Source organism: Mesorhizobium erdmanii USDA 3471, assembly GCF_000472705.1.
Classification (GTDB): domain Bacteria; phylum Pseudomonadota; class Alphaproteobacteria; order Rhizobiales; family Rhizobiaceae; genus Mesorhizobium; species Mesorhizobium erdmanii.
Window position 1 is genome coordinate 352711 of the sequence record NZ_AXAE01000008.1, and the last position, 22123, is coordinate 374833.

At 62.7% G+C, this 22123-nt stretch carries 20 protein-coding genes; 11 read left to right on the top strand and 9 right to left on the bottom strand.

The genetic code is table 11. The annotated features are described in order from the left end of the window. Window positions 1–37: 37 nt before the first annotated feature. Together panC and panB are read right to left on the bottom strand one after the other, a co-directional pair. Window positions 38–889: a pantoate--beta-alanine ligase gene (panC, locus tag A3AU_RS0104450; protein ID WP_027051725.1), complete on the bottom strand. Its 852-nt coding sequence runs from the start codon at window positions 887–889 to the stop codon at window positions 38–40. Next, window positions 886–1746, bottom strand: coding sequence for a 3-methyl-2-oxobutanoate hydroxymethyltransferase (gene panB, locus A3AU_RS0104455; RefSeq protein ID WP_027051726.1), 861 nt, complete (start codon window positions 1744–1746; stop codon window positions 886–888). Before panB ends, panC begins: the two co-directional genes overlap by 4 nt. 224 nt (window positions 1747–1970) lie before the next feature. Between panB and A3AU_RS0104460 the strand changes: the two genes are divergently transcribed. The 3 genes from A3AU_RS0104460 (at window position 1971) to A3AU_RS0104470 (ending at window position 3532) form a co-directional block, all read left to right on the top strand. Then, complete coding sequence (locus tag A3AU_RS0104460) at window positions 1971–2369, top strand: NADH:ubiquinone oxidoreductase subunit NDUFA12 (protein ID WP_027051727.1); 399 nt, start codon at window positions 1971–1973, stop codon at window positions 2367–2369. Between the two features lie 136 nt (window positions 2370–2505). After that, window positions 2506–3087: a DUF2155 domain-containing protein gene (locus A3AU_RS0104465; protein WP_027051728.1), complete on the top strand. Its 582-nt coding sequence runs from the start codon at window positions 2506–2508 to the stop codon at window positions 3085–3087. 61 nt (window positions 3088–3148) lie between these two features. Further along, a complete protein-coding gene (locus A3AU_RS0104470; RefSeq protein ID WP_032916791.1) occupies window positions 3149–3532 on the top strand; it encodes a hypothetical protein in 384 nt (127 codons plus the stop codon). A gap of 10 nt (window positions 3533–3542) precedes the next feature. Here the strand turns inward: A3AU_RS0104470 and aat are convergent, their stop codons facing one another. The 6 genes from aat to A3AU_RS0104500 form a co-directional block, all read right to left on the bottom strand. After that, window positions 3543–4160, bottom strand: a complete 618-nt coding sequence (gene aat / locus A3AU_RS0104475; protein ID WP_027051730.1) for a leucyl/phenylalanyl-tRNA--protein transferase — start codon at window positions 4158–4160, stop codon at window positions 3543–3545. 12 nt (window positions 4161–4172) lie between these two features. Further along, entirely contained in the window at window positions 4173–5516 is a 1344-nt protein-coding gene (accC, locus tag A3AU_RS0104480) for an acetyl-CoA carboxylase biotin carboxylase subunit (protein ID WP_027051731.1), read from the bottom strand. Between the two features lie 10 nt (window positions 5517–5526). Then, the gene (gene accB / locus A3AU_RS0104485; protein ID WP_027051732.1) at window positions 5527–5988 is read right to left on the bottom strand and encodes an acetyl-CoA carboxylase biotin carboxyl carrier protein; all 462 of its coding nucleotides are present in this window, start codon (window positions 5986–5988) and stop codon (window positions 5527–5529) included. Between the two features lie 26 nt (window positions 5989–6014). After that, the gene (aroQ, locus tag A3AU_RS0104490) at window positions 6015–6449 is read right to left on the bottom strand and encodes a type II 3-dehydroquinate dehydratase (RefSeq protein WP_027051733.1); all 435 of its coding nucleotides are present in this window, start codon (window positions 6447–6449) and stop codon (window positions 6015–6017) included. Between the two features lie 145 nt (window positions 6450–6594). Then, window positions 6595–7431, bottom strand: coding sequence for a DsbA family protein (locus A3AU_RS0104495; protein WP_027051734.1), 837 nt, complete (start codon window positions 7429–7431; stop codon window positions 6595–6597). A gap of 64 nt (window positions 7432–7495) precedes the next feature. Further along, entirely contained in the window at window positions 7496–8887 is a 1392-nt protein-coding gene (locus A3AU_RS0104500; RefSeq protein WP_027051735.1) for a tetratricopeptide repeat protein, read from the bottom strand. Window positions 8888–9034: 147 nt separating this feature from the next. Between A3AU_RS0104500 and A3AU_RS0104505 the strand changes: the two genes are divergently transcribed. Together A3AU_RS0104505 and A3AU_RS0104510 are read left to right on the top strand one after the other, a co-directional pair. Then, window positions 9035–10183: a pyridoxal phosphate-dependent aminotransferase gene (locus tag A3AU_RS0104505; RefSeq protein WP_027051736.1), complete on the top strand. Its 1149-nt coding sequence runs from the start codon at window positions 9035–9037 to the stop codon at window positions 10181–10183. Window positions 10184–10188: 5 nt separating this feature from the next. After that, window positions 10189–11136, top strand: a complete 948-nt coding sequence (locus tag A3AU_RS0104510) for a glutaminase (protein ID WP_027051737.1) — start codon at window positions 10189–10191, stop codon at window positions 11134–11136. A 100-nt stretch (window positions 11137–11236) separates the two neighbouring features. Here A3AU_RS0104510 and A3AU_RS0104515 read toward each other — a convergent pair whose 3' ends face one another. Beyond that, entirely contained in the window at window positions 11237–14188 is a 2952-nt protein-coding gene (locus tag A3AU_RS0104515; protein ID WP_027051738.1) for an Rne/Rng family ribonuclease, read from the bottom strand. 650 nt (window positions 14189–14838) lie between these two features. Here A3AU_RS0104515 and A3AU_RS0104525 point away from each other — a divergent pair. From A3AU_RS0104525 to A3AU_RS0104550, 6 genes are all read left to right on the top strand, one after another. Further along, window positions 14839–16101 carry an N-acetylmuramoyl-L-alanine amidase gene (locus A3AU_RS0104525; protein WP_027051739.1) on the top strand — a complete coding sequence of 421 codons (1263 nt, stop codon included), beginning with the start codon at window positions 14839–14841 and terminating at the stop codon, window positions 16099–16101. A 214-nt stretch (window positions 16102–16315) separates the two neighbouring features. Beyond that, entirely contained in the window at window positions 16316–18760 is a 2445-nt protein-coding gene (locus A3AU_RS0104530; RefSeq protein ID WP_027051740.1) for a penicillin-binding protein 1A, read from the top strand. A 126-nt stretch (window positions 18761–18886) separates the two neighbouring features. Next, a protein-coding gene (gene prfB / locus A3AU_RS0104535) for a peptide chain release factor 2 (protein WP_154674518.1) occupies window positions 18887–20018 on the top strand; the annotation gives its coding sequence in 2 pieces (ribosomal slippage) (window positions 18887–18952 and window positions 18954–20018; 1131 coding nt in all). A 278-nt stretch (window positions 20019–20296) separates the two neighbouring features. Continuing rightward, a complete protein-coding gene (locus A3AU_RS0104540; protein ID WP_027051742.1) occupies window positions 20297–20674 on the top strand; it encodes a hypothetical protein in 378 nt (125 codons plus the stop codon). A 210-nt stretch (window positions 20675–20884) separates the two neighbouring features. After that, window positions 20885–21253: a GFA family protein gene (locus A3AU_RS0104545; protein WP_027051743.1), complete on the top strand. Its 369-nt coding sequence runs from the start codon at window positions 20885–20887 to the stop codon at window positions 21251–21253. A 150-nt stretch (window positions 21254–21403) separates the two neighbouring features. Further along, a complete protein-coding gene (locus tag A3AU_RS0104550; RefSeq protein WP_027051744.1) occupies window positions 21404–22054 on the top strand; it encodes an OmpA family lipoprotein in 651 nt (216 codons plus the stop codon). Window positions 22055–22123 lie beyond the last annotated feature (69 nt).

A 22123-nucleotide genomic window follows, 5' to 3' on the forward strand; every position in this document is an offset into this window, starting at 1 on the left:
TGCAGGCTGGCTGCGCAAGCTCCGGTGACCCGCTGACTTAGGCGGTGGGAACGTCCACATTGTCGATCAGTCGCGTCTTGCCGAGCCAGGCGGCGGCAAGCAGGCGCCCCGCGCGATCGCGGCGCCAGGGCGCCAGGGTCAGGCTTTCGCGGGCTTCGACATAGTCGATCTTCTGGAAGCCGGCGGCGATCAGGGCGCGGCTGGCTTCACCGGTCGCGTCATCTTGAGGTGCGCCGGTCGACATTGCCGCTGCCGCCTTGCGCAGGATCGCGTTGAGCTGGCGGGCGACCGCGAGTTCGGCCTCGCCGAGATAGGCGTTGCGCGACGACATGGCGAGGCCATGCGCGTCGCGTATGGTCGGGGCGCCGATGATCCCGACGGGCAGGTCAAGGTCGCAGCACAACTGCCTGACGACGCAAAGTTGCTGATAGTCCTTCTCACCAAAGACCGCATAGTCGGGCGTTGCCTGCAGAAAAAGCTTGGCCACCACGGTGGCGACGCCTTCAAAAAAGGTCGGCCGAAAGTCCGATTCGAGCCCGGCGGTTGGGCCGCCGACCGAAATCTTGGTGGCAAAGCCGGCGGGATACATCGCGCCAACCGTCGGCGTGAAGGCAAGATCGGCCTTGACCGTCGCCAGCATGTCCAGGTCGCGGGCAAGCTGGCGCGGGTACTTGTCGAGATCCTCGCTCGGCGCGAACTGCGTCGGGTTGACGAAGATCGACACCACGCTGCGCTGGGCTTTCTCCCTGGCGATCCTGATCAGGGAGAGATGCCCTTCATGCAAGGCGCCCATGGTTGGCACCATGGCGACGCGCAGGCCATCGCGCCGCCAGTCCTGAATCCGCGCCCTGAGCGCGGCGACGTTATCGACGACGTCAGGCCGGCTCATGCCTCGTCTCCGCCATTTGTGCCCGAAAAGGCTGTTGAGCCCGAAAAAACATGGGCAGGGCCGGGGAATGTCCGGTCTCGCACCTCCGCCGCGTAGCGTTCGGCGGCATGCGCGATCACGCTGCGCAGATCGGCATATTCCTTGACGAATTTCGGCACACGGTCGACGGTCAGCCCAACCATGTCATCGATGACCAGGATCTGGCCATCGCAGTCGCGGCTGGCGCCAATGCCGATGGTTGGAATGGCGATGCGGCGTGTGATGTCGGCAGCGACCGCCTCGATGGTGCCTTCGATGACCACGGAGAACGCGCCGGCACTTTCGACGGCGAGCGCGTCTGCCAGGAGCGCCGCGATCGCCTCGTCCGTGCGGCCCTTGATCTTGTAGCCGCCCTCCTTCTCCACCGATTGCGGCAGCAGGCCGATATGACCCATGACCGGAATGCCGGTGGCAACGATCGCCGCGATTTGCCGCGCCATGTCGACACCGCCTTCGAGCTTCACCGCCTGGCAGCCGGTCTCTTCAACGATGCGCCGTGCCGAGGCCACGGCCTGCACCGCCGAATCCTCGTAGCTGCCCGCGGGCATGTCGATCACCACGCAGGCCCTGGCAGAGCCGCGCATCACGGCCTGGCCATGCGCGATCATCATTTCGAGCGAGGCGCCCAGTGTCGTCTCATGGCCATGCAGTACCATGGCGACGCTGTCGCCGACCAGAAGCAGGTCGACATGGGGATCGAGCAGGCGGGCGACGGGATAGGTGTAGGCCGTCAGGCAGACCAGGGGGATGCCGCCCTTGCGGCGGCGAATCAGCTCGGCGCCGATGCGAATGTCGGTGGTCGGCAGTTCCGTGGCCAATCGTCACCTCCCTCGGTCCACGCCGGATTGGATCCGCATGGGCGCGCTGAGCTTTAGAAAGAGCCGAAAGGCTTGGCAAGTGTGCATCCCGCCGTCTCGGGGCTGGTGGGCTTGTGTAGGATGCCTGGCGCGCCATTTGCGCGCTCCTTGCGGCAAAACCCTTGCCTTCCCGAAGGCCTGACGCCATAAGCAGGAAACAGCGCCGCCCGCGCGAGGGTTCTGAGATGAAGACTTTCCTGACGCAGTTTTTCACCTGGTGGAACAGCCAGACGCTGGGAACACGCCTGCACACCTGGCGGTACGGCAAGAGGGTCGGCCAGGATGAGGTCGGCAATGTCTATTACGAAGGCGGTATCGATTCGGAAGGCCGCACGCGCCGCTGGGTCATCTACCGCAACTATTCGGAAGCCTCGGCAATTCCGCCGGGCTGGCACGGCTGGATCCATCACCGCGTCGAACTCGCGCCGCCCAGCGACGACTACAAGCCGCGCGACTGGCAGAAGCCGCATCAGCCCAATCTGACCGGTACACCGGCGGCCTATCGCCCGAAGGGCTCGGTGCTGACCAACCAGCATCGCCCGCAGGTCACGGGTGACTATGACGCCTGGACGCCCGGGTCGTAAAAGCCCTCGGGTTCGGCAAAGTGCAAGCCGGTCCTTTCTCGCCACAATTGGTGTTTAGCTGCTTGCTGATCGAAAAACGGCGACTAGCCTTGGCGATCGACGGAATCACCCGGACGCGAACCACCGGTACCCCCATATGAGCTTTTTCAATCCGATATCGACGGGCGGCCTTGCGCTAGCCGCCAGCCTCGCCGTCAGCACCGCCGCCTTTGCGGCTTCGTCCACACCGGCTGCACCCGCCGCGGCCGCGCCGGCGGCGCCCTCGGGATCGGATCGGATCACCAACGCGATCGCCGAGTTCGCCGGCATCGACAAGATCACCGGCCGCATCATCACCTTCGATGTCTATATCGACGAGACGGTCCAGTTCGGCGCTTTGCAGGTGACGCCGCGCGTTTGCTATTCGCGGCCGCAGACCGAGGAGCCGAAGACGGATTCCTTCGTCGAGGTCGATGAGATCACGCTGGATCGCAAAATTCGGCGCATCTTCACCGGCTGGATGTTCGCCGAAAGCCCGGGTCTCAATGCTGTCGAACATGCCGTCTATGACGTCTGGCTGAAGGAATGCAAGCAGAAGTCGGATGTGCCGCCGCCCGATGCCGCCAAGGCCGACGCTTCGAAGCCGGCCGCGACCAAACCCGCTTCAGCCAAGCCGAAGCCGGCGGTCACCCCGGACGCGACAGAATCGGACCCCACGGAACCGGCTACGACAAACTGATCCGTTCGGAACCGCCACGATCACCGCGCGTTTGACCCCGTACAACGCGGAGGATCAGCCAATGTCGGACAGCAAGCGGATCACAGCCAGCAAGAAGGAATTGCTGGACCTCGAAAGAGGGTTTTGGACGGGCGATGAGGCGTACTTCGCGGCCAATGCCGATGCGGAGTGCCTGGTGGCCTTTCCGCAAATGGCGAAGGCGATGGACAACGCCGATCTGGCCAAGACCGCGACCAAGCCCAACCGTTGGCGCGATCTCGATATCGACCTCAAGGGAATTATCGAACCGGGCAGCGACATTGTCATGCTGACCTACGAGGCGCATGCAACGCGAGAGAATGGCGACCCCTACGCGGCGCTGGTCAGCACCGGCTATGTCCATCGCGTCAACGGCTGGAAGATGATGTTTCACTCGCAGACACCGATCGATGCTCCAGCGAAGTAAGGGCTGATCCCTAGGGAAAGAAGATCGCTTCGCCCTTCAGTGCATCGGCCAGCATCTTCTCATATTTGCCACGTGGCACGTCGACCGCCCCGAAGCGCTTGAGGTGCTCAGTGGTAAACTGCGTATCGAGCAGCGCGAAGCCGCGTGACTTCAGCCGTTCGACGAGATGCACGAGGCAGATTTTCGATGCATCCGTCTCCTTGGAAAACATGCTTTCGCCGAAGAACACGCGTCCGAGCGATACGCCATAAAGCCCGCCGACCAACTGGTCCTGATGCCAAGCCTCGACCGAATGGCAATGGCCCATGCGGTGCAGTTGCACATAGGCCTCGCGGATCGGCGCGTTGATCCAGGTCGAGCGCCTTTCCTCGCGCTTTTCGGCGCAGCCGTCGATCGTGGCCTCGAAATCGAAGTCGAAGCGGATATCGAACGGGCTTTTGCGGATCGCCTTCCTCAAGCTTTTGGGCGTGTGGAACCCATCGAGCGGGATGATGCCGCGCGTCTCCGGCCGCACCCAGAACACTTCCGGGTCGCTGGCGCTTTCGGCCATCGGGAAGACGCCCGAGGCATAGGCCTTGAGCAGGAGGTCGGTGGGGATGCGATAGCCGGGCGCGTAAGGGCGGGTCATCGCGTCCCCGGACTACTCTTCCTTGGCCAGGTATTTTTCCAGCCAGTGGATGTCATAGTCGCCATTGGCGATGTCGGCATTGCCGACCAGATCGCGAAACAGCGGTAAGGTCGTCTTGATGCCATCGACGACGAACTCATCGAGCGCGCGCCGCAGCCGCATCATGCATTCGACGCGGTTGCGCCCATGGACAATAAGCTTGCCGATCAGGCTGTCGTAATAGGGCGGGATCTTGTAGCCGGAATAGACGCCGGAATCGACGCGGATGCCGAGACCGCCTGGCGTGTGGAAATGCGTGATCGTGCCGGGCGAGGGGGTGAAGGTGCGCGGATCCTCTGCATTGATGCGGCATTCGATGGCATGGCCATTGAACTTGATGTCTTCCTGCCTGACCGAAAGACCGCCGCCCGAAGCAACGCGGATCTGCTCGTGCACAAGATCTATGCCGGTGATCGCTTCCGTCACCGGATGCTCGACCTGCAGGCGCGTGTTCATCTCGATGAAATAGAACTCGCCATTCTCGTAGAGGAATTCGATCGTGCCGGCGCCGGAATAGCCGAGATCGGCAATCGCCTTGGCGCAGATGCCGCCGATGCGCGACCGCTCCTCGGCATTGAGCGCCGGTGAATTGGCCTCTTCCCAAACCTTTTGGTGGCGGCGCTGCAGAGAGCAGTCGCGTTCGCCGAAATGCACTCCGCGGCCAAAGCCGTCACCGAACACCTGCACTTCGATGTGGCGCGGCTTCTGCAGGTATTTTTCGATGTAGACGGCGTCGTCGCCGAAGGCGGCACCCGCTTCCGAGCGCGCCGTCTGCAAGGCGATGTCGAGGTCCGCCTCGGTAAGCGCGACCTTCATGCCGCGCCCGCCACCGCCGGCCGAGGCCTTGATGATTACGGGATAGCCGATCTCGGCGGCTATGCGCTTGGCTTCCTTCTCGTCGGTAACGGCGCCGTCGGAGCCGGGCACCACCGGAATGCCGAGGCGCTTGGCGGTGCGCTTGGCCTCGATCTTGTCACCCATGATGCGGATATGGTCGCCGGACGGGCCGATGAAGGTGATGTTGTGGGCCACCAGTATGTCGGCGAACTTGGCGTTCTCCGACAGGAAGCCGTAGCCCGGATGCACGGCGTCGGCGCCGGTGATCTCGCAGGCCGCGACGATCTGATGGATGTTGAGATAGCTGTCGCGCGATGGCGGCGGGCCAATGCACACGCTTTCGTCGGCAAGCCGCACATGCATGGCGTCGGCGTCGGCCGTCGAATGCACCACCACCGTCTGGATGCCGAGTTCCTTGCAGGCGCGCAGCACCCGAAGCGCGATTTCGCCGCGATTGGCGATGAGGATCTTCTGGAACATCCGGCCCGCTCTACTCGATCACGACGAGCGGCATGCCGTATTCGACCGGCGTCGCGTCCTCGAACAGGATCGCCGTCACCGTGCCGGCACGCGGCGAGGGGATCTGGTTCATCGTCTTCATCGCCTCGATGATGAGCAGCGTCTGGCCTTCCTTGACCTTCTGGCCGACCTCGATGAACGCCTTGGCGTCGGGCGATGGCGCCAGATAGGCGGTGCCGACCATCGGCGAGGTGACCGCGTTCTTCGACACGTCGACCGTTGCCGGTGCGGCCGTGGCTGCAGGCTGGGCAACAGTTGCCGGCGCATAGCTGGGCGGGGGGGCCGCAATCGCATGGACGGCAGGCGCCTGCCGTGACACGCGGACCTTCAGGTCGCCCAGTTCAACCTCGATCTCGGTCAGGTTGGTATCGTTCAGTATGCCCGCCAGATCGCGGATCAGTTGCTGGTCAACACCGGTCTTCTTTATCGACATTTTCGAGCCTTCTGTTTGTTGGCCGGTCATAGGCGTGCGGCCAGCGCCTGCAGCGCCAGCGTGTAGCCGAGCGGCCCAAAACCACAGATCATGCCGACGGCGACCGGCGCGACCATGGAGACGTGGCGGAATGATTCCCGCGCATGGATGTTGGAAAGGTGAACTTCGGCGACCGGCAGCGGCGCGACCGAGCGGATGGCGTCATGGATCGCGATCGAGGTGTGGCTGTAGGCGCCTGGATTGATGACGATGCCGGCAGCCTTGTCGCCGGCTTCCTGGATCCAGTCGACGAGGTCGCCCTCATGGTTCGACTGGCGGAAATCGATCTCGAGCCCGAGCGAGGCGCCGGTCTGCTTGCAGTCGTCGGCGATCGCGGCAAGCGTCTTGCCGCCATAGATCCCCGGCTCGCGCTTGCCGAGCGCGTTGAGATTGGGACCGTTCAGGACGAAAACCGTTTTCAAAAAAACCGACCTTTTCCGGCGCCGGTATCAAACCGGCGCGCAGGGCCTCTATACCGGGCATAGCCGTCCGCGAAAAGAGCGCAAGTGCGTTCTTTCACTGTCCACAACAGGTCGAAATGCGCCCGTGAAGAAAACCCCCGGCTGATCAAAGCGCGGCTTTCGCCGCCTCGATCTTTTGCGCCAGCACGTCCTGCCCGAGAGCCCCGAACACCACCTCGTTGCCGACGACGTAGGACGGCGTTCCGGTGATCGACAGCTTGTTGGCAAGATCATAGGTCTTCGAGAAGGCCTCGGGGATCGACGGATCCTTCATCTTCTCGCGCAGCGTGGTCTCGTCGGCGCCGAGCGAAAGCGCGATCTTGATCGCGGCCGCTTCGGTGGCGCGTCCCTGGCCGCCGAGCAGCGCATTGTGGAATTCGCCGTATTTTTCCGGCATCATCAGGTGGAAGGCCATGGAGACGACGCTGGCCTTTTGCGAATCCGGGCCGAGGATCGGGAATTCCTTGAGCACGAAGCGCAGATCAGGATCGGATTTGGTCAGCGCCCGCATGTCCTCGATGGCGCGTTTGCAGAAGCCGCAATTGTAGTCGTAGAACTCGACGATCGTCACCTTGCCATTCGGGTTGCCGACGATGCCGTCGAAGCTGGAGTTGAAGATCTGCTCCTTGGCGTTCTTGATGACGCCGAGCGCGGCCAGGCGCTGCTCTTCCTTCTGCTTGGCCTCGAGCGCGTCCTGCACTTCGAGCAGCACTTCCGGGTTCTTCAAGAGATAGTCGCGGATGATTCCCTCGACTTCGGTACGGTCGATCTTGGTATCGGCAGCCTTGGTATCGGCCCCCGCCGTCTGGACGGGCTGAGTCGCCTCGACAGGCTGCGCCGTACCGGCCTTGGCAATCTGCGGGCTGCCGGCCACGAAACCGAAAGCCAGCATGGCAAGGGCTACAGCGACCCCCGTGGTGCCCAACAGCAGTGCCTTTTTCATCGTTCTCGTTCCTTTTGCCTGTTTCCCGGTCCGGCTGTGTCGCGGCGCGTGAGCGGAAGGTTCACTAGATCTTGCTTGACGCTTTGTAGTTTATGATATCCTGGGCCCGTATCCAACGCGGCTCGCCGCGCTTCATCTGCTGCTGCGCCCGCATGGCGAAAATCTTCGCATCCTTGTAATTGCCGGAATAGAAGTGACCTTCGGCGGTCGCAAGCTCGGCGCCGGGTATGTCGCCCAACTCGCCATAAGCCTGCGCCAGATAACGATACCCCTCGGAATTCTCCTTGTCGCGCCCGAGACCATTGTTGATCTGCACGACGGCCTTCTTGAGCGAATCGGGCGTGCCGACTGCCATCAGCGCCTGGCCTAGCGAGACGGGCAGCAAACCGGATCGCGCCGGATCGAGGCTGACCGCTTTCGCGTAGGCTTCCGCCGCATCCTTCGGCTTGTTCGCCTTCATCAGGATGTCGCCTCGCAATTCCTGGAAATAGGGGTTCTTGGGCTGCGCCTTGATCAGGGCGTTGGCCTTGGCGAGTGCGCTGGTGATGTCGCCGTAAAGATAGGTCGATTGGGCATCGCCATAGAGCGCGGCGAGGCTGCCCCGCATCTTTTGCATCAGCCGCGCCGCCGCAGCCTGGCCTTCCATATAGACGGCGATCTTCACCCGCATCATGTCATGGCGCTGCTGCAGCGCCGGCGGGTCGAGCCTATCGACATTGGGACTTTGCTTCACCAGCACTTCGAGATTGGCGATGCGCTCCTGCGGCATCGGATGGCTGATCCGGTAGGGGTCGACCTGCGTACCGGACAAGGACAGCGCGCTCTGGAAGCGGGCGAAAGTCTTCAGCATGCCCATGCCGGACTGGCCGGTGGCGTTGAGATAGGTGATCGCCGAGCGGTCCGCGGTCGTCTCTTCGGTGCGTTGGTAGGCGAGGATGCTGCGCTGTGCCATCTCGCCGCCGCCGGCGGCAACACCCATGCCGGCGCCGGCAAGGCCGCGGCTGTTGGTGGTCGCACCGGCAACGATGGCGCCGGCGCCAAGCAATGTCGCGATGATGGCCATCGTCTTGGCGCGCTCGAGCTGGTCACGCAGTTTCTGCTGGTGGCCGCCGGCTATATGGCCGGCTTCGTGCGCGATGACGCCAATAATCTCGTTGGGCGTTTCGGCCGTCATCAGCGCACCGGTGTTGATGAACAGCCGGCGCCCGGTGACGAAGGCGTTGAAGCTGGAATCGTTGACCAGCACGATGTCGATGCCGTCATTTGCCAGCCCCGCCGCCTTGAAGATCGGTCGCGCATAGTCGCGCACCAGGGCCTCGATCTCGGCATCGCGTACCACCGGCACGTTTTGAGCGAAGGCGGTGACCGAACTCGTCGTGGCAACGGCGATGCCAAGCGCAAGCGTCGTGAAGACACGCGCAATCCTGGCAACCGTCGATCTGGGTCGGCTCATCATGACGTGTCCACTGGTAGACGAGCGGGCGTAGGATGAAAAGTCGGCACCGGAAAAACTTCCTCAACTTGTGATCCTCACATCAATCGGGCATTTGTGCGGCGCACGTATTCGACGGCATGCGTGCCCAACCGTCGGGATAGGGATAAAATGGTCGTTTCACTCTCACGCCGTGGCAATGTCGAGCCCTTCCACGCCATGGATGTGCTGGCCGAGGCGAACCGGCTGAGGGCCCAGGGCGTGCCGGTGATCTCCATGGCGGTCGGCCAGCCGTCAGATCCGGCGCCCGCACGGGTTCGCGCCGCCGCGGCCAACGCCTTGCAGGATGGACGCATAGGCTACACCGACACGCTGGGGCTGACGGGGCTGCGCAAGGCGATCGCCGAGCATTACGCGGATCACTACCGGATTGAGGTAGAGCCTGGCCGGATCGCGGTGACCACCGGTTCGTCGGCGGCCTTCAACCTAGCCTTCCTGGCGATGTTCGATCCGGGCGATCGCGTCGCCATCGCCGCGCCCGGCTACCCCGCCTATCGCAACATCATGGCGGCGCTCGGCATCGACGTGGTCGAGATCGAGCTCGGTGACGCTGCCTATCTGCATGCCGGTCATCTGGAGGCGGCGCACCGCGAGAAGCCGCTGAAGGGCGTCCTGTTTGCAAGCCCAGCCAACCCGACCGGTGCGGTCATCCCGGTCGATGAACTGTCGGCGCTGGTCAATATGGCGCAGACACTGGGCATCGCCGTCATTTCCGACGAGATCTACCACCGATTGGCCTATGGCGCGCCGGACACCACGGCACTTGCCTTCGGCAACAGCGTGACAGTGATCAATTCCTTCTCGAAATACTATTGCATGACCGGCTGGCGCATCGGCTGGATGGTGTTGCCGGAAGAGCTGGTGCGACCGGTCGAACGCATTGCCCAGAGCCTCTACATCTCACCGCCGGAACTGTCGCAGATCGCCGCGATCGAAGCCTTTGCCGCGACCGACGAGCTGGAAGCGGTCAAAGGCCGCTACGCCTGGAATCGCGATCTGCTGATGAAGCGCCTGCCCGAACTCGGCTTTCCGCTGGCAGCGCCCATGGACGGCGCCTTCTATGCGTTTTGCGATGTCACCCGGCACACCAATGACAGCATGGCCTTCGCGCGCAAGATGCTGGCCGAGGCGCATGTCGCGGCGACGCCCGGCCGCGATTTCGACACCCAGGCGGGTCACCGCACGATGCGGTTTTCCTATGCCGGCAGCCACGACGACATGGTCGAGGCGATGGCGCGCATCGAGCGCTGGTTGAGGTAGCATCCATGCCGGAACTCGAACACGCCCCCAAACTTGATCAGGCATTAGCCGAAGTCGCCGCCGAAATGGCCGAACGCGAGGATCGCGGCGCTGTCGCTACCTACATTCCTCAATTGGGCAAGGTCGATCCAAGGAAATTCGGCATCGCCGCCGTCACCAATGACGGCCGCGTGCTGACGGCGGGTGATGCCGACCAGCCGTTCTCCATCCAGAGCATCTCCAAGGTGTTCACCTTGACGCTGGCGCTCGGCAATGTCGGCGATGCATTGTGGAAGCGGGTCGGGCGCGAGCCGTCGGGCAATCCGTTCAACTCCATCGTCCAGCTCGAGCACGAGAACGGCATTCCGCGCAATCCGTTCATCAATGCCGGCGCCATCGTCATTTCGGACATTCTGCTTGCTGGTCACCAGCCGCGCGAGGCGATCGGCGAGATCCTGCGCTTCATCCAGTTCCTCGCCGACGACGAGACCATCATCATCGACCGTGAGGTCGCTGCCTCCGAACGCGCTACGGGTTATCGCAACTTCGCGCTCGCCAACTACATGAAATCCTTCGGTAATCTTCATCATGCACCGGAACTGGCGCTCGGCGTCTATTTTCACCATTGCGCCATCGCCATGAGCTGCCGGCAGCTGGCAATGGCCGGCCGCTTCCTGGCCAATGGCGGCAGGAACCCGGCGACCGGCCATTCCGTGGTGTCGGCCGAGCGGGCACGGCGCATCGGCGCCATGATGCTGACCTGCGGCCACTATGACGGCTCCGGCGACTTTGCTTTCCGTGTCGGCATTCCGGGAAAAAGCGGCGTCGGCGGCGGCATACTGGGCATCGTGCCAGGCGTCGCCTCGCTTGCCGTCTGGTCGCCCGGCCTCAACGCCAACGGCAATTCCAAGCTGGGCTCGATCGCGCTGGAAAAGCTGGCCCAGATGATGAACTGGTCAATCTTCGCGCCTTAGCCTTTTGTCCGGTTGGAAGGCCAGATATGAAAAATCCCGCGCCGTCTTTCGATCGGCGCGGGATTTCCTATCAGAAAATCATTTCAGCCAGTTGAAAAGCTTAGAAAAAGCCCTTCCGCTGCCACCAGCCGCCGCGCTTCGGCTTTTCTTCCGCCTTGGCTTCCGGTTCATTGGCTACGGTCGAGGAAACCACCGGCACGACCGGTGCGTCGATCACAGCCGGCTTGCGTCGAGACGGCCGCGTCTTCGCAGGCGCTTCCACCGCGGCAGCCGCCACCGTTTCCTCGGCAACCGCCACCGGAGCCTCGACCGGCGTTTCCGCGGCCGCTTCCACAGCAGTCGTTTCGGCGACGGCCTCGGCGGCCGCCTTCTTCGGCTTTGCCGCGCGACGCGGCTTCTTGGGCTTCTCCGGGCTCGGCACCTCTTCGCTCACCGCTGCCACCGGCTCTTCGGCCGTGGCAACCGCCACCGGCTCGATCGAAGCAGGCTCGCTTTCGGAAGCATCAGCCTCTGAAGCCTCGGTTGCTTCGCCGGCGTTTGCCTCGGTCTCGCCTTCGCCGTCTTCACGGCGGTTGCGCTTGCCGCCGCGCTTGCCGCGACGGCGCTTTTTGCCCTGGCTGTCATCAGAAGCCTGCACCGCCTCGTCGGAGGCGCTGGCAGCGATCGGAGCGGCGTCGTCCGTTTCGGTGTCGTCGTCGTCCCCCGCGTCCGCCGATCCGGCGAAATCGCCTGGAGGAGCGGAGATGGATGAACCATCCGTAGGCGAGCCATGCTCGCGGTCGCGATCACGACCGCCGCGACGCCTGCGACGCTTGCGACGCTTGCGGTCGCGGCCTTCGCCGTCCTCGCTGCCGGCAGCCCGCGGCTGCTGGTTCTGCTGCGGCTGCTGGCGTGGCTGCTCGGCCTGCACGGGTGCCTCATCATCTTCCTCGACGACGACAATCTCGTCCTCGGGCTCGTCAGCCTCGACATAGGCCGGCAGGCTGCGCGCCTCGACGAAGCCCTCGGGCTTTTCGGCCAAAGCGCCGCGGAAGATCGCATAGTGCTGCGAGCCAACCGCATCGTCGGCCTCGATGGTGATGGTCAGGCCGAAGCGGCTTTCCAGTTCCACCAGCGTGCCGCGCTTGTGGTTGAGCACGTAGAGCGCGGTCGCCGCGGGCGCGCGCACCGTAATGTGGCTGCGCGAATCCTTGAGCAGGAATTCCTCGATGGCCCGCACCACCATCAGCGCGACCGACGAATCGGAACGAACATGGCCGGTGCCGCCGCAATGCGGGCAGGGCTTCATGGTCGATTCCAGCACGCTGGCGCGGATGCGCTGGCGCGACATCTCCATCAGGCCGAAATGCGAAATGCGGCCGACCTGGATGCGCGCGCGGTCGTTCTTGAGGTGATCCTTCAGCCGCTTTTCGACGGAGCGGTTGTTGCGATTCTCCTCCATGTCGATGAAGTCGATGACGATCAGGCCGGCCAGATCGCGCAGCCTGAGCTGACGGGCAACCTCCTCGGCCGCTTCCAGATTGGTGTGGAGCGCCGTGTCCTCGATCGAGTGCTCCTTGGTGGAGCGGCCCGAATTGACGTCGATGGCGACCAGCGCTTCGGTCTGGTTGATGATGATGTAGCCGCCGCTCTTCAGCGTCACCTGCTGCTGCAGCATGCGGTCGAGCTGCGCCTCGATGCCGTTGCGCACGAAGATCGGTGTCGTGTCGCGGAACGGCTGAACCACCTTGGCGTGGCTCGGCATCAGCATGCGCATGAAGTCCTTTGCCTCGCGATAACCTTCCTCGCCGGAGACAAGAATCTCGTCGATGTCCTTGTTGTAGAGGTCGCGCACCGAGCGCTTGATGAGGCTGCCTTCCTCATAGACGAGGGCAGGGGCGGTGGACTGGAGCGTGAGATTGCGCACGTTCTCCCACAGCCGCATCAGATATTCATAGTCGCGCTTGATTTCGGCCTTGGTGCGGCTTTCGCCGGCGGTGCGCAGGATGACGCCCATGCCTTGCGGCACTTCGAGATCGGCAACCACCTCCTTGAGTCGCTTGCGGTCGACCGCGCTGGTGATCTTGCGCGAAATGCCGCCGCCTCTCGCCGTGTTCGGCATCAGCACCGAATAGCGGCCGGCAAGCGACAGGTAGGTGGTGAGTGCGGCGCCCTTGTTGCCGCGCTCTTCCTTGACCACCTGCACAAGCAGGATCTGCCGGCGCTTGATCACTTCTTGGATCTTGTACTGGCGGCGCACCGGCTTGCGGCGGTTGCGCACTTCCTCGAGCGCATCCTCGGCACCGACCGATTCGACTTCGTGATCATCCGGATGCGAGGACTGTACTTCCTCCAGCATGCCGCGATCATTGTCGCCGGACGTTGCTTCAGCGCCTTGTTCTGTCTCAGCGACGGGCCCGGAAATCACATCGCCTTCGACAGCGGCGGCAATCGATGTCGGGCCACCCTCGCGGGTTTCGGTTTCGTCCTGCTCGCCGGAACCTTCATCATGGCCTGAGGTATCGGCATGCCCCGAGCCATCTGAATGTTCCGATGTATCGGCTGCATGTTCGATGATCTCGGAGGTGTGGGAGATCTCCTCGACAACGATGTCGCCACTGTCGTCGCCTTCGCTTGGCTCGCCGGAGCCTTCGCCTGCCTCGCCGGCATCGCGCTTGTGCTCACCGCGGTCGCGGCTCTTGCCGCCGCGCCGGCGGCCGCGCCGTCCGCGATCGCGGCTCTGGCGGTCTTCGCCGTCGCCATCCTCGTCCTCTTCGTCTTCGGCCTCCTGCGCTTCGGCGCGCAGCAGTGCCTGACGGTCGGCGACCGGAATCTGGTAATAGTCGGGGTGTATTTCACTGAAGGCGAGAAAACCGTGACGGTTGCCGCCATATTCGACAAAGGCTGCCTGAAGGGAGGGTTCGACGCGCGTTACGCGGGCGAGGTAGATATTTCCTTTGAGCTGCTTCTTGTCCTGGGATTCAAAGTCGAATTCTTCGATACGGTTACCGCGTACGACGACAACTCGTGTTTCCTCCGGGTGGGAGGCGTCTATCAGCATTTTGTTGGGCATTATTTCGTTTCCCCCCGGCAGCCGTCAGCCGCAGCTGGCGAGGCAAAGCCCGCTGCTGTGTGTCTGGAGAGTGGGTGCCGGATAATTGAATGTCCGCCGGACGGTGCCTGCGTGTCATGGCGGTGCCGCCCGCTGCCATACTGGCGCGGTTTGATGCGGACCTTTCCATGATTGCGCTTGAAGCCATCGTCACCAGCGGAACCTTTTGAACCAAAGCCCGGAAACCGGACCAGCTTGTTTGCTCATACAGAGCCGGCGCGGGAACAAACCCGGCCGTTTTCCTCACGCAGGTGATTCCCCCGCCACGGGAGCACACCTGCGAAATTCGTCGCAATCACCTGAAGCCTTTTCGCGTGAAGCGAAAGGAGCCGCCTTTCATCTGACCCTGTAGCAGGAAGCTGCGGAGGAGGGCGGTTCCAGGATTGCAGTGATCCACTATCGCTTTTATGATTTGGCGGGGTGGAAGGCAACCCCGATTTCCGATGCCGGCAAAAAGCAGTTCCGTAGCGTAAGCCTGGTTCCAATCCTTGCGTGAAAAGGCTTGGTTAACCTTCTCTGGATACCAATCGTTAATCGAGTTCGCGGCCTAACCGGCACTTCGACGAAACGAGCGGGCGCCTGGCGCCAAACCGGGAGCGACTGGAAGAGAGATGGGACTGGCAGACTTCACAGACAAGGGATGTCGTGTCGGCGGCCGGATTCTGCGCGTCTTCTGTCTCTTGCTGCTGGCGGCGATTTTCCAGGCCCTTTCTCCTGTTGCCAATGCAGCCGACGCGCCGCTCGTGGCAAAAGGCTACAAGATGGCGGGCGATGCCACCAAGATGCGCATTGTCATGGATTTCGATCGCGAGCCGGACATTAAATGGTTCCTGCTGCGTGGCCCCAATCGTCTGGTCATCGATCTGGCGAATACCAGGCTGGCCATCGACGCAAAGGATTTGAAGCCGCGCGGCCTGGTCAGGGGCGTGCGCCTTGGCGCACTTGGCGAGGGCGTTTCGCGGCTGATACTGACCGGCAAGGGACCGTTCGCCGTCGACAAGCTGGATGTGCTCAAGAACGAGGACGGAACCGGCTATCGCATTGCCATCGACATGTCGGCCGCATCCGAGCGGGAGTTCGACGCCGCCCTTGCCAATCAGGCGCTGACCACCAGCTCGACGGTTTCGACCGACAAGGGCGGGCGGGTCGGCACCGGGCCAGTCTCCAATCCGGGCCACCGCTTCACCATCGTCCTCGATCCCGGCCATGGCGGTGTCGACGGCGGCGCGGAGGGCCTGAACGGCACGATCGAGAAGAACGTCACGCTGGCCTTTGCCACGGAGCTGCGCGACAAGCTCACGGCGATCGGTAAGTACGATGTCTTCATGACCCGCGACACCGATGAATATCTGCGCCTGGACGACCGCGTCCGCATTGCCCGCCAGCATGAGGCCGACCTGCTGATTTCGATCCATGCCGATACGATCAGCGTCAAGGGCATCCGCGGTGCCACCGTTTACACCGTCTCCGACAGGGCGTCGGATCCCGAGGCGCAGGCGCTTGCCGACCGCGAGAACCTGTCCGACCAGTTCGCTGGCATGGTCATCAAGGACGACAACAAGGAAGTGACCGACATCCTGATCGACCTGATCCGCCGCGAGACGCACACATTTTCGATGAGTTTCGCCCACACCTTGGTCGGCCAGTTGTCGACCAGCGTCGGCCTTATCAACAATCCGCAGCGTTCCGCCGGCTTCAAGGTACTGAAGGCGCCGGACGTGCCATCCGTGCTGGTCGAACTCGGCTATCTCTCGAATGCCAAGGACGAGGCGCAACTGCTCGACGCCGAATGGCGCGGCAAGGCGGCGCAAAGCATCACCAATGCCGTTGCGCTGTTCGCTTCCGCCCGGGCCGGCGCGGGAACCGGTGGCTGACATGCCTTGCGGCGCCTGCAACCAGAGGCGGCGTTGCCGGATGACAACACCCGCGGCCTTTTATTTCAAGCGCGCGGTCACGAAAGCAGGCCTTGCCGTATTTTGTCCACATGGTGGCGACATGGGTTTTCGATTACGGTTTGGGACCGGCTCGAAAGCTTGCGTGGAAGGCGGCTTCGTTTAGGAAATTCCCGAACCAAGGACTGGAGCGGGTATGATTCGTCTCATTGGCTATTTCTTCGGCATCGGCACGACGCTGGCCCTTTTGGTCGCGGCGGGCGTTGCGATCTATATCGGCCACGTGGCGAAGGATCTGCCTGACTACGAAGTGCTGGCCAAGTACGAGCCGCCGGTGACGACGCGCATCCATGCCTCGGATGGTTCCCTGATGGCGGAGTACGCGCGCGAACGGCGCCTTTATTTGCCGATCCAAGCCATCCCGGATCGAGTCAAAGCGGCATTCCTGTCCGCGGAGGACAAGAATTTCTACAACCACCCTGGTGTGGACATAACCGGATTGGGCCGGGCGGCGCTCACATACGTTTCGGGTGGGCCTATGCAGGGCGGTTCGACGATCACTCAACAGGTTGCCAAGAACTTCCTTCTCACCAACGAGCGCTCCCTGGAGCGTAAGGTCAAGGAAGCCATCCTTTCGTTCCGCATCGAACAGGCTTACTCCAAGGATCGCATCCTTGAGCTCTATCTCAACGAGATTTTCTTTGGCTTCAACGCCTATGGCGTCGCCGGCGCCGCACTGACCTATTTCGACAAATCGGTAAACGAACTGACCGTGGCCGAGGCTGCTTACCTGGCGTCGCTGCCGAAAGGCCCCGCCAACTACAATCCCTTCAAGCACGCCGATCGCGCGCTTGAGCGGCGCAACTGGGTCATCGGCCAGATGGTCGAGAACGGATACGTGACCCCCGAAGAGGGTGCCAAGGCGAAGGCCGAGCCGCTTGGTGTCGCCCCACGCCGCACCGGCTCCTATCTCTTCGCTGGTGAGTATTTCACGGAGGAGGTTCGTCGGCAGATCATCGCCCGCTATGGCGAGAACGCGCTCTATGAAGGCGGCCTGTCCATTCGTACCACCCTTGACCCGAAGGTCCAGCTCATTGCCCGCAAGGCGATGCAGAACGGCCTGATGAAATACGACACGCTGCGCGGCTATCGCGGGCCGGTGAAGACGATTGACGTGTCTGGCGACTGGGGCGTTCCGCTCGGCGCCGTCAAGGGGCTGGAAGACGTTCCCGAATGGTCGCTCGCCGTCGTGCTCGACTCCTCCGCATCAGGCCTATCGATCGGCCTGCAGCCCGCGCGCCAGGCGTCGGGCGACATCGTCAAGGAGCGCGTCGAAGGCACCGTCAGCAAGGACGATATGGGCTTTGCCATGCGCCATCTGGTCGACGGCAAGACGGTCAAGGCCAAGTCGCCCGCCGACGTGCTGAAGCCCGGTGACGTCATCTTCGTGCAGAAGAACGAAGGCTCCGACAACACCTATAGCCTGCGTCAGGTCCCCGAGGTGGAAGGTGGTTTGATCGCCATGGACCCGCACACGGGCCGCGTGCTGGCCATGGTCGGCGGCTTCTCCTATTCGCAGTCGGAGTTCAACCGCGCCACCCAGGCAATGCGCCAGCCGGGTTCCTCGTTCAAGCCGATCGTCTATTCGGCCGCCCTCGACAATGGCTACACGCCGGCCTCCGTGATCATGGACGGGCCGATCACCATCCAGAGCGGCAACACGACCTGGACGCCGAAGAACTATGACGGCACCGTCGCCGGACCGGCGACGCTGCGCTCCGGCATCGAAAAGTCGCGCAACCTGATGACGGTGCGGCTTGCCAACGACATGGGCATGAAGCTGGTCGTCGAATATGCCGAGCGTTTCGGCGTCTATGACCATCTGGCGCCGTATCTGCCGATGGCGCTGGGCTCCGGCGAGACGACCGTGATGCGCATGGTCTCGGCCTATTCGATCATGGCCAATGGCGGCAAGTCGATCAAACCATCGCTGATCGACCGTATCCAGGACCGCTACGGCAAGACCGTGTTCAAGCAGGATGAGCGTGGCTGCGAAGGCTGCAACGCACCTGAGTGGAAGAACCAGCCGGAACCGGAACTGGTCGACAATTCCGAGCAGGTGCTCGATCCGATGACCGCCTACCAGATCACCTCGATGATGGAAGGCGTGGTGCAACGCGGTACCGGCGCCACCATCGGTGAACTGGGCCGCCACATCGCCGGCAAGACCGGCACGACCAACGACGAGAAGGACGCCTGGTTCATCGGCTATACACCGAACCTCGTGGTCGGCCTCTACATGGGCTACGACACGCCGCGCGGTCTTGGCCATGGCGCCACCGGCGGCGGTCTCGCCGCCCCGATCTTCAAGGATTTCATGCGGGTGGCGCTGGACGGCACGCCCAATGTCGACTTCAAGGTTCCCGACGGGATGAATTTGATCGCCATCAATCGCAAGACCGGCATGCGTGCCGCGTCGGGCGATCCCGGCACCATCATCGAGGCCTTCAAGCCGGGCACCGGTCCTGCCGACAGCTATTGGGTGATCGGCATGGGCGCCGACGGCTCCAACGCATCGGGCGGCCCACTGTCGCCGCAGGCGAACCAGGCCATCCAGGACGGCGGCGGCGGTCTCTACTGACGGCTGCCGATGCACGCATTGGGCTGGCCGGAAGGCCGGCCCATTTCGCTTTACACATGACGGCGCCGTCCCTATGTATCGCGCCGACCGAAGTGTCACTTCAGCAACAGGACAAAATACCAGGCCATGCGCGCGGAAACGCAGAATATTGTCGACGAGATCAGGCAGGCGATAACCCTGCTGAGGAGGCATCTTTGACTGGGATCAGGCCATAAAGCGGCTTGAATACCTGAACGTGCGGGCAGAGGATGCCAGCCTCTGGAACGAACCGCTGGAAGCGCAGAAGCTGATGCGTGAGCGCCAGGGCCTCGAGGAAGGCATCGCGGCGGTCAAGGGCCTGACCCAGGCGCTGGAAGACAATATCGGTTTGATCGAGCTCGGTGAGGAAGAGGGCGACGAAGGCGTCATCGCCGAGGCCGAAGCGGCCATCCGTTCGATGCAGGGCGAGGCGAAGGCCCGCCAGGTCGAAACGCTGCTGTCGGGTGAAGCCGACGCCAACGACACCTACCTCGAAGTCCACGCCGGCGCCGGCGGAACGGAGAGCCAGGACTGGGCCTCAATGCTCCTGCGCATGTACACGCGCTGGGCCGAGCGCCGCCGCTTCAAGGTCGAGGTGCTGGAAGTGCATGACGGCGAAGAGGCCGGCATCAAGTCCGCGACGCTGCTGATCAAGGGGCACAATGCCTATGGCTGGCTGAAGACAGAATCGGGCGTTCATCGCCTAGTGCGTATTTCGCCCTATGACAGCAATGCGCGCCGTCATACGTCCTTTTCCAGTATCTGGGTCTATCCGGTCGTCGACGACAGGATAGAGATCGACGTCTCCGAATCCGATGTCCGCATCGACACCTATCGCTCGTCCGGTTCGGGCGGCCAGCACGTCAATACCACCGATTCGGCCGTACGCATCACCCACATCGCCACCGGCATAGCGGTCGCCTGCCAGGCCGAGCGTTCGCAGCACAAAAACAAGGCCAAGGCCTGGGAAATGCTGCGCTCGCGTCTCTACGAGGAAGAACTGAAGAAGCGCGAAGCGGTGGCCAACGCCACCGAGGCCTCGAAGAGCGACATCGGCTGGGGCCACCAGATCCGCTCCTACGTGCTGCAGCCCTATCAGCTGGTCAAGGACCTGCGCACCGGCGTCGAAAGCACCAGCCCGTCGAGCGTGCTCGACGGCGATCTCGACGAGTTTATGGAAGCATCGTTGTCGCAGCGCATCGAAGGCGGCGCTGGTGAGGCTGTGGCGGATCTGGACTAGCGCGTCCCGCACCAAGCGGTTGCGCCCGCTCGCATCTCGTGGGACGAGCGGGTCATTATCAAAGGCACGGTTCTGCGCCATCTGGCCCGCAACCGATGCCAGCCTGCGACGTAGCAATTTCTTGCGCCGACTCACATTTCGGCTCACCATTTGCGGCAGGAGGAGGCAAAAGCATTTATGGCCGGTCGCGGCATATCTGCTGACGATTGGCCGCTGGGAAGACACGTTCCGGGAACGGGCAAGCGAAACGCTTGAACCTCGTTTGAAAGGAACGTCCCATGTTTGCCGCCAATTCCCGATCGGCCATCGCCGCTCCATCGGTTGGCCAGCTTCTGCTTCCTTTGTTCGCGGCCTCTGCGATCGCCGTCCTGACGACGCCTGCCTTGGCGCATGACGCCAAGCCGACCGCAGCCAAGCCGCAAGGCTGGAGCTACCCGTTCGCCTGCTGCGCGAACTACGATTGCCACGAGGTGTCGCAGACCTCGATCAGCGAGCGTCCGGAAGGTTATGTCATCAAGGACACCGGGGAGGTGTTGGCCTACAGCGACAGACGCATCAAGAATTCGCCCGACGGCGAGTTCCACTGGTGCGCGCATGAGGCCGGGCTCGATGCCGGCAAGACCATCTGCCTGTTCGTGCCGCCCTCGTCTTACTGATGCATGTCGCTCAAAAGTGATCGGTTTTGATCGAACGACATGCATAAAGTCAAAGACCTAAAGCGCGCCCCATGTATCCGGTTCGGCGCGACGTGCTTTAGGGTTTGCTGTCGGCGGTTCATTCTTGGAATCTGGTGACAGACAGTTGTCAGGATCGTTTCCTTATGGTGCCCTGCCTTATAGGCGGCGGACAATGGAGAGGTGATGTTGATGACCATCAAGGGAAGCTGCCACTGCAAGGCGACGACATTCGAGGTTTCCGAAGCCCCGCGGACGGTGACGCAGTGCACCTGTTCGTTCTGCTCGAAACGCGGCTCGCTCTGGGCCTATTACACCCCATCGCAGTTCAAGCTCGTCACGCCACAGAAAAACGTCGCCTTCTATCAATGGGGCTCGAAAACCGTAAAGCATGGTTTCTGCGCCACTTGCGGCTGCGGCACGTTCACCGAAACACCGGACTGGTCGACCGGCGAGCCGGATTTCGACAATCCGAAGATCAGCGTCAATTCGCGGCTGTTCGACGATTTCGATCTCGACAAGGTGGAAGTGGTGGTCATCGACGGCAAGAATCTCTGGTAGCTGGGCGAGGCGGTCGTCACGTAAATGCCCCCTGGAAAAGCCGTCGCCGTCGCTTTTCCCGTTCCGCTTTTTGCCGCAATTCATGGTACAAGTCGCGGGAAGGGCTGATTTGGCGCCGTAGAAAAGGCGCGACTTGGAGAGGGACCATCTATGAAGAAGACCGTGCTCGTCGCCGTGGCGACGGCTCTGCTCGTGAGCGCCTGCACCACCACCGATCCGTATACGGGCGACCAGAAGATTTCCAACACGGCCGCTGGTGCCGGCCTCGGCGCCCTGGCAGGTGCCAGCCTTGGCCTGCTTGCCGGCGGCAATGACCGCCGCAACGCGCTAATCGGCGCTGGCATCGGTGCGCTGGCCGGCGGTGCCATCGGCGCCACCATGGATCAGAACGAAGCTGAACTGCGCCGGCAGCTCCAGGGTACTGGTGTCAGCGTCACCCGCAGTGGCGACCAGATCATCCTCAACATGCCGTCGGACATCACCTTCAATGTCGATCAGGACGCGGTGAAGCCCGGCTTCTATCCGGTGCTGAATTCCGTCGCTCTGGTGCTGAAGAAGTTCAAGCAGACCACGGTCGACGTTTTCGGCCACACCGATTCGACGGGTGGCGAACAGCACAATTTCGACCTGTCGCAGCGCCGTGCGCTGGCCGTCGCCAACTATCTGTCCGGCCAGGGCGTCGATCAGCGTCGCTTTGCCGTCACCGGCTTTGGCAAAACGCGGCCAATCGCCTCCAACGCGACAGCCGCTGGCCGCGAGCAGAACCGGCGTGTCGAAATCCAGTTGTCGCCGCTCACCTGATCTGTCGGCGAATGAATGTGAAACGGCCCTCCTTGCGGGGGCCGTTTCTGTTTGGCCGGCTATCGGCGC

Coding starts and splice junctions, on each gene's coding strand:
- panC (WP_027051725.1), bottom strand. CDS start 889: ATGAGCCGGCCTGACGTCGTCGATAACGTCGCCGCGCTCAGGGCGCGG.
- A3AU_RS0104460 (WP_027051727.1), top strand. CDS start 1,971: ATGAAGACTTTCCTGACGCAGTTTTTCACCTGGTGGAACAGCCAGACG.
- A3AU_RS0104465 (WP_027051728.1), top strand. CDS start 2,506: ATGAGCTTTTTCAATCCGATATCGACGGGCGGCCTTGCGCTAGCCGCC.
- A3AU_RS0104470 (WP_032916791.1), top strand. CDS start 3,149: ATGTCGGACAGCAAGCGGATCACAGCCAGCAAGAAGGAATTGCTGGAC.
- aat (WP_027051730.1), bottom strand. CDS start 4,160: ATGACCCGCCCTTACGCGCCCGGCTATCGCATCCCCACCGACCTCCTG.
- accC (WP_027051731.1), bottom strand. CDS start 5,516: ATGTTCCAGAAGATCCTCATCGCCAATCGCGGCGAAATCGCGCTTCGG.
- accB (WP_027051732.1), bottom strand. CDS start 5,988: ATGTCGATAAAGAAGACCGGTGTTGACCAGCAACTGATCCGCGATCTG.
- A3AU_RS0104495 (WP_027051734.1), bottom strand. CDS start 7,431: ATGAAAAAGGCACTGCTGTTGGGCACCACGGGGGTCGCTGTAGCCCTT.
- A3AU_RS0104500 (WP_027051735.1), bottom strand. CDS start 8,887: ATGATGAGCCGACCCAGATCGACGGTTGCCAGGATTGCGCGTGTCTTC.
- A3AU_RS0104505 (WP_027051736.1), top strand. CDS start 9,035: ATGGTCGTTTCACTCTCACGCCGTGGCAATGTCGAGCCCTTCCACGCC.
- A3AU_RS0104510 (WP_027051737.1), top strand. CDS start 10,189: ATGCCGGAACTCGAACACGCCCCCAAACTTGATCAGGCATTAGCCGAA.
- A3AU_RS0104515 (WP_027051738.1), bottom strand. CDS start 14,188: ATGCCCAACAAAATGCTGATAGACGCCTCCCACCCGGAGGAAACACGA.
- A3AU_RS0104525 (WP_027051739.1), top strand. CDS start 14,839: ATGGGACTGGCAGACTTCACAGACAAGGGATGTCGTGTCGGCGGCCGG.
- A3AU_RS0104530 (WP_027051740.1), top strand. CDS start 16,316: ATGATTCGTCTCATTGGCTATTTCTTCGGCATCGGCACGACGCTGGCC.
- A3AU_RS0104540 (WP_027051742.1), top strand. CDS start 20,297: ATGTTTGCCGCCAATTCCCGATCGGCCATCGCCGCTCCATCGGTTGGC.
- A3AU_RS0104545 (WP_027051743.1), top strand. CDS start 20,885: ATGACCATCAAGGGAAGCTGCCACTGCAAGGCGACGACATTCGAGGTT.
- A3AU_RS0104550 (WP_027051744.1), top strand. CDS start 21,404: ATGAAGAAGACCGTGCTCGTCGCCGTGGCGACGGCTCTGCTCGTGAGC.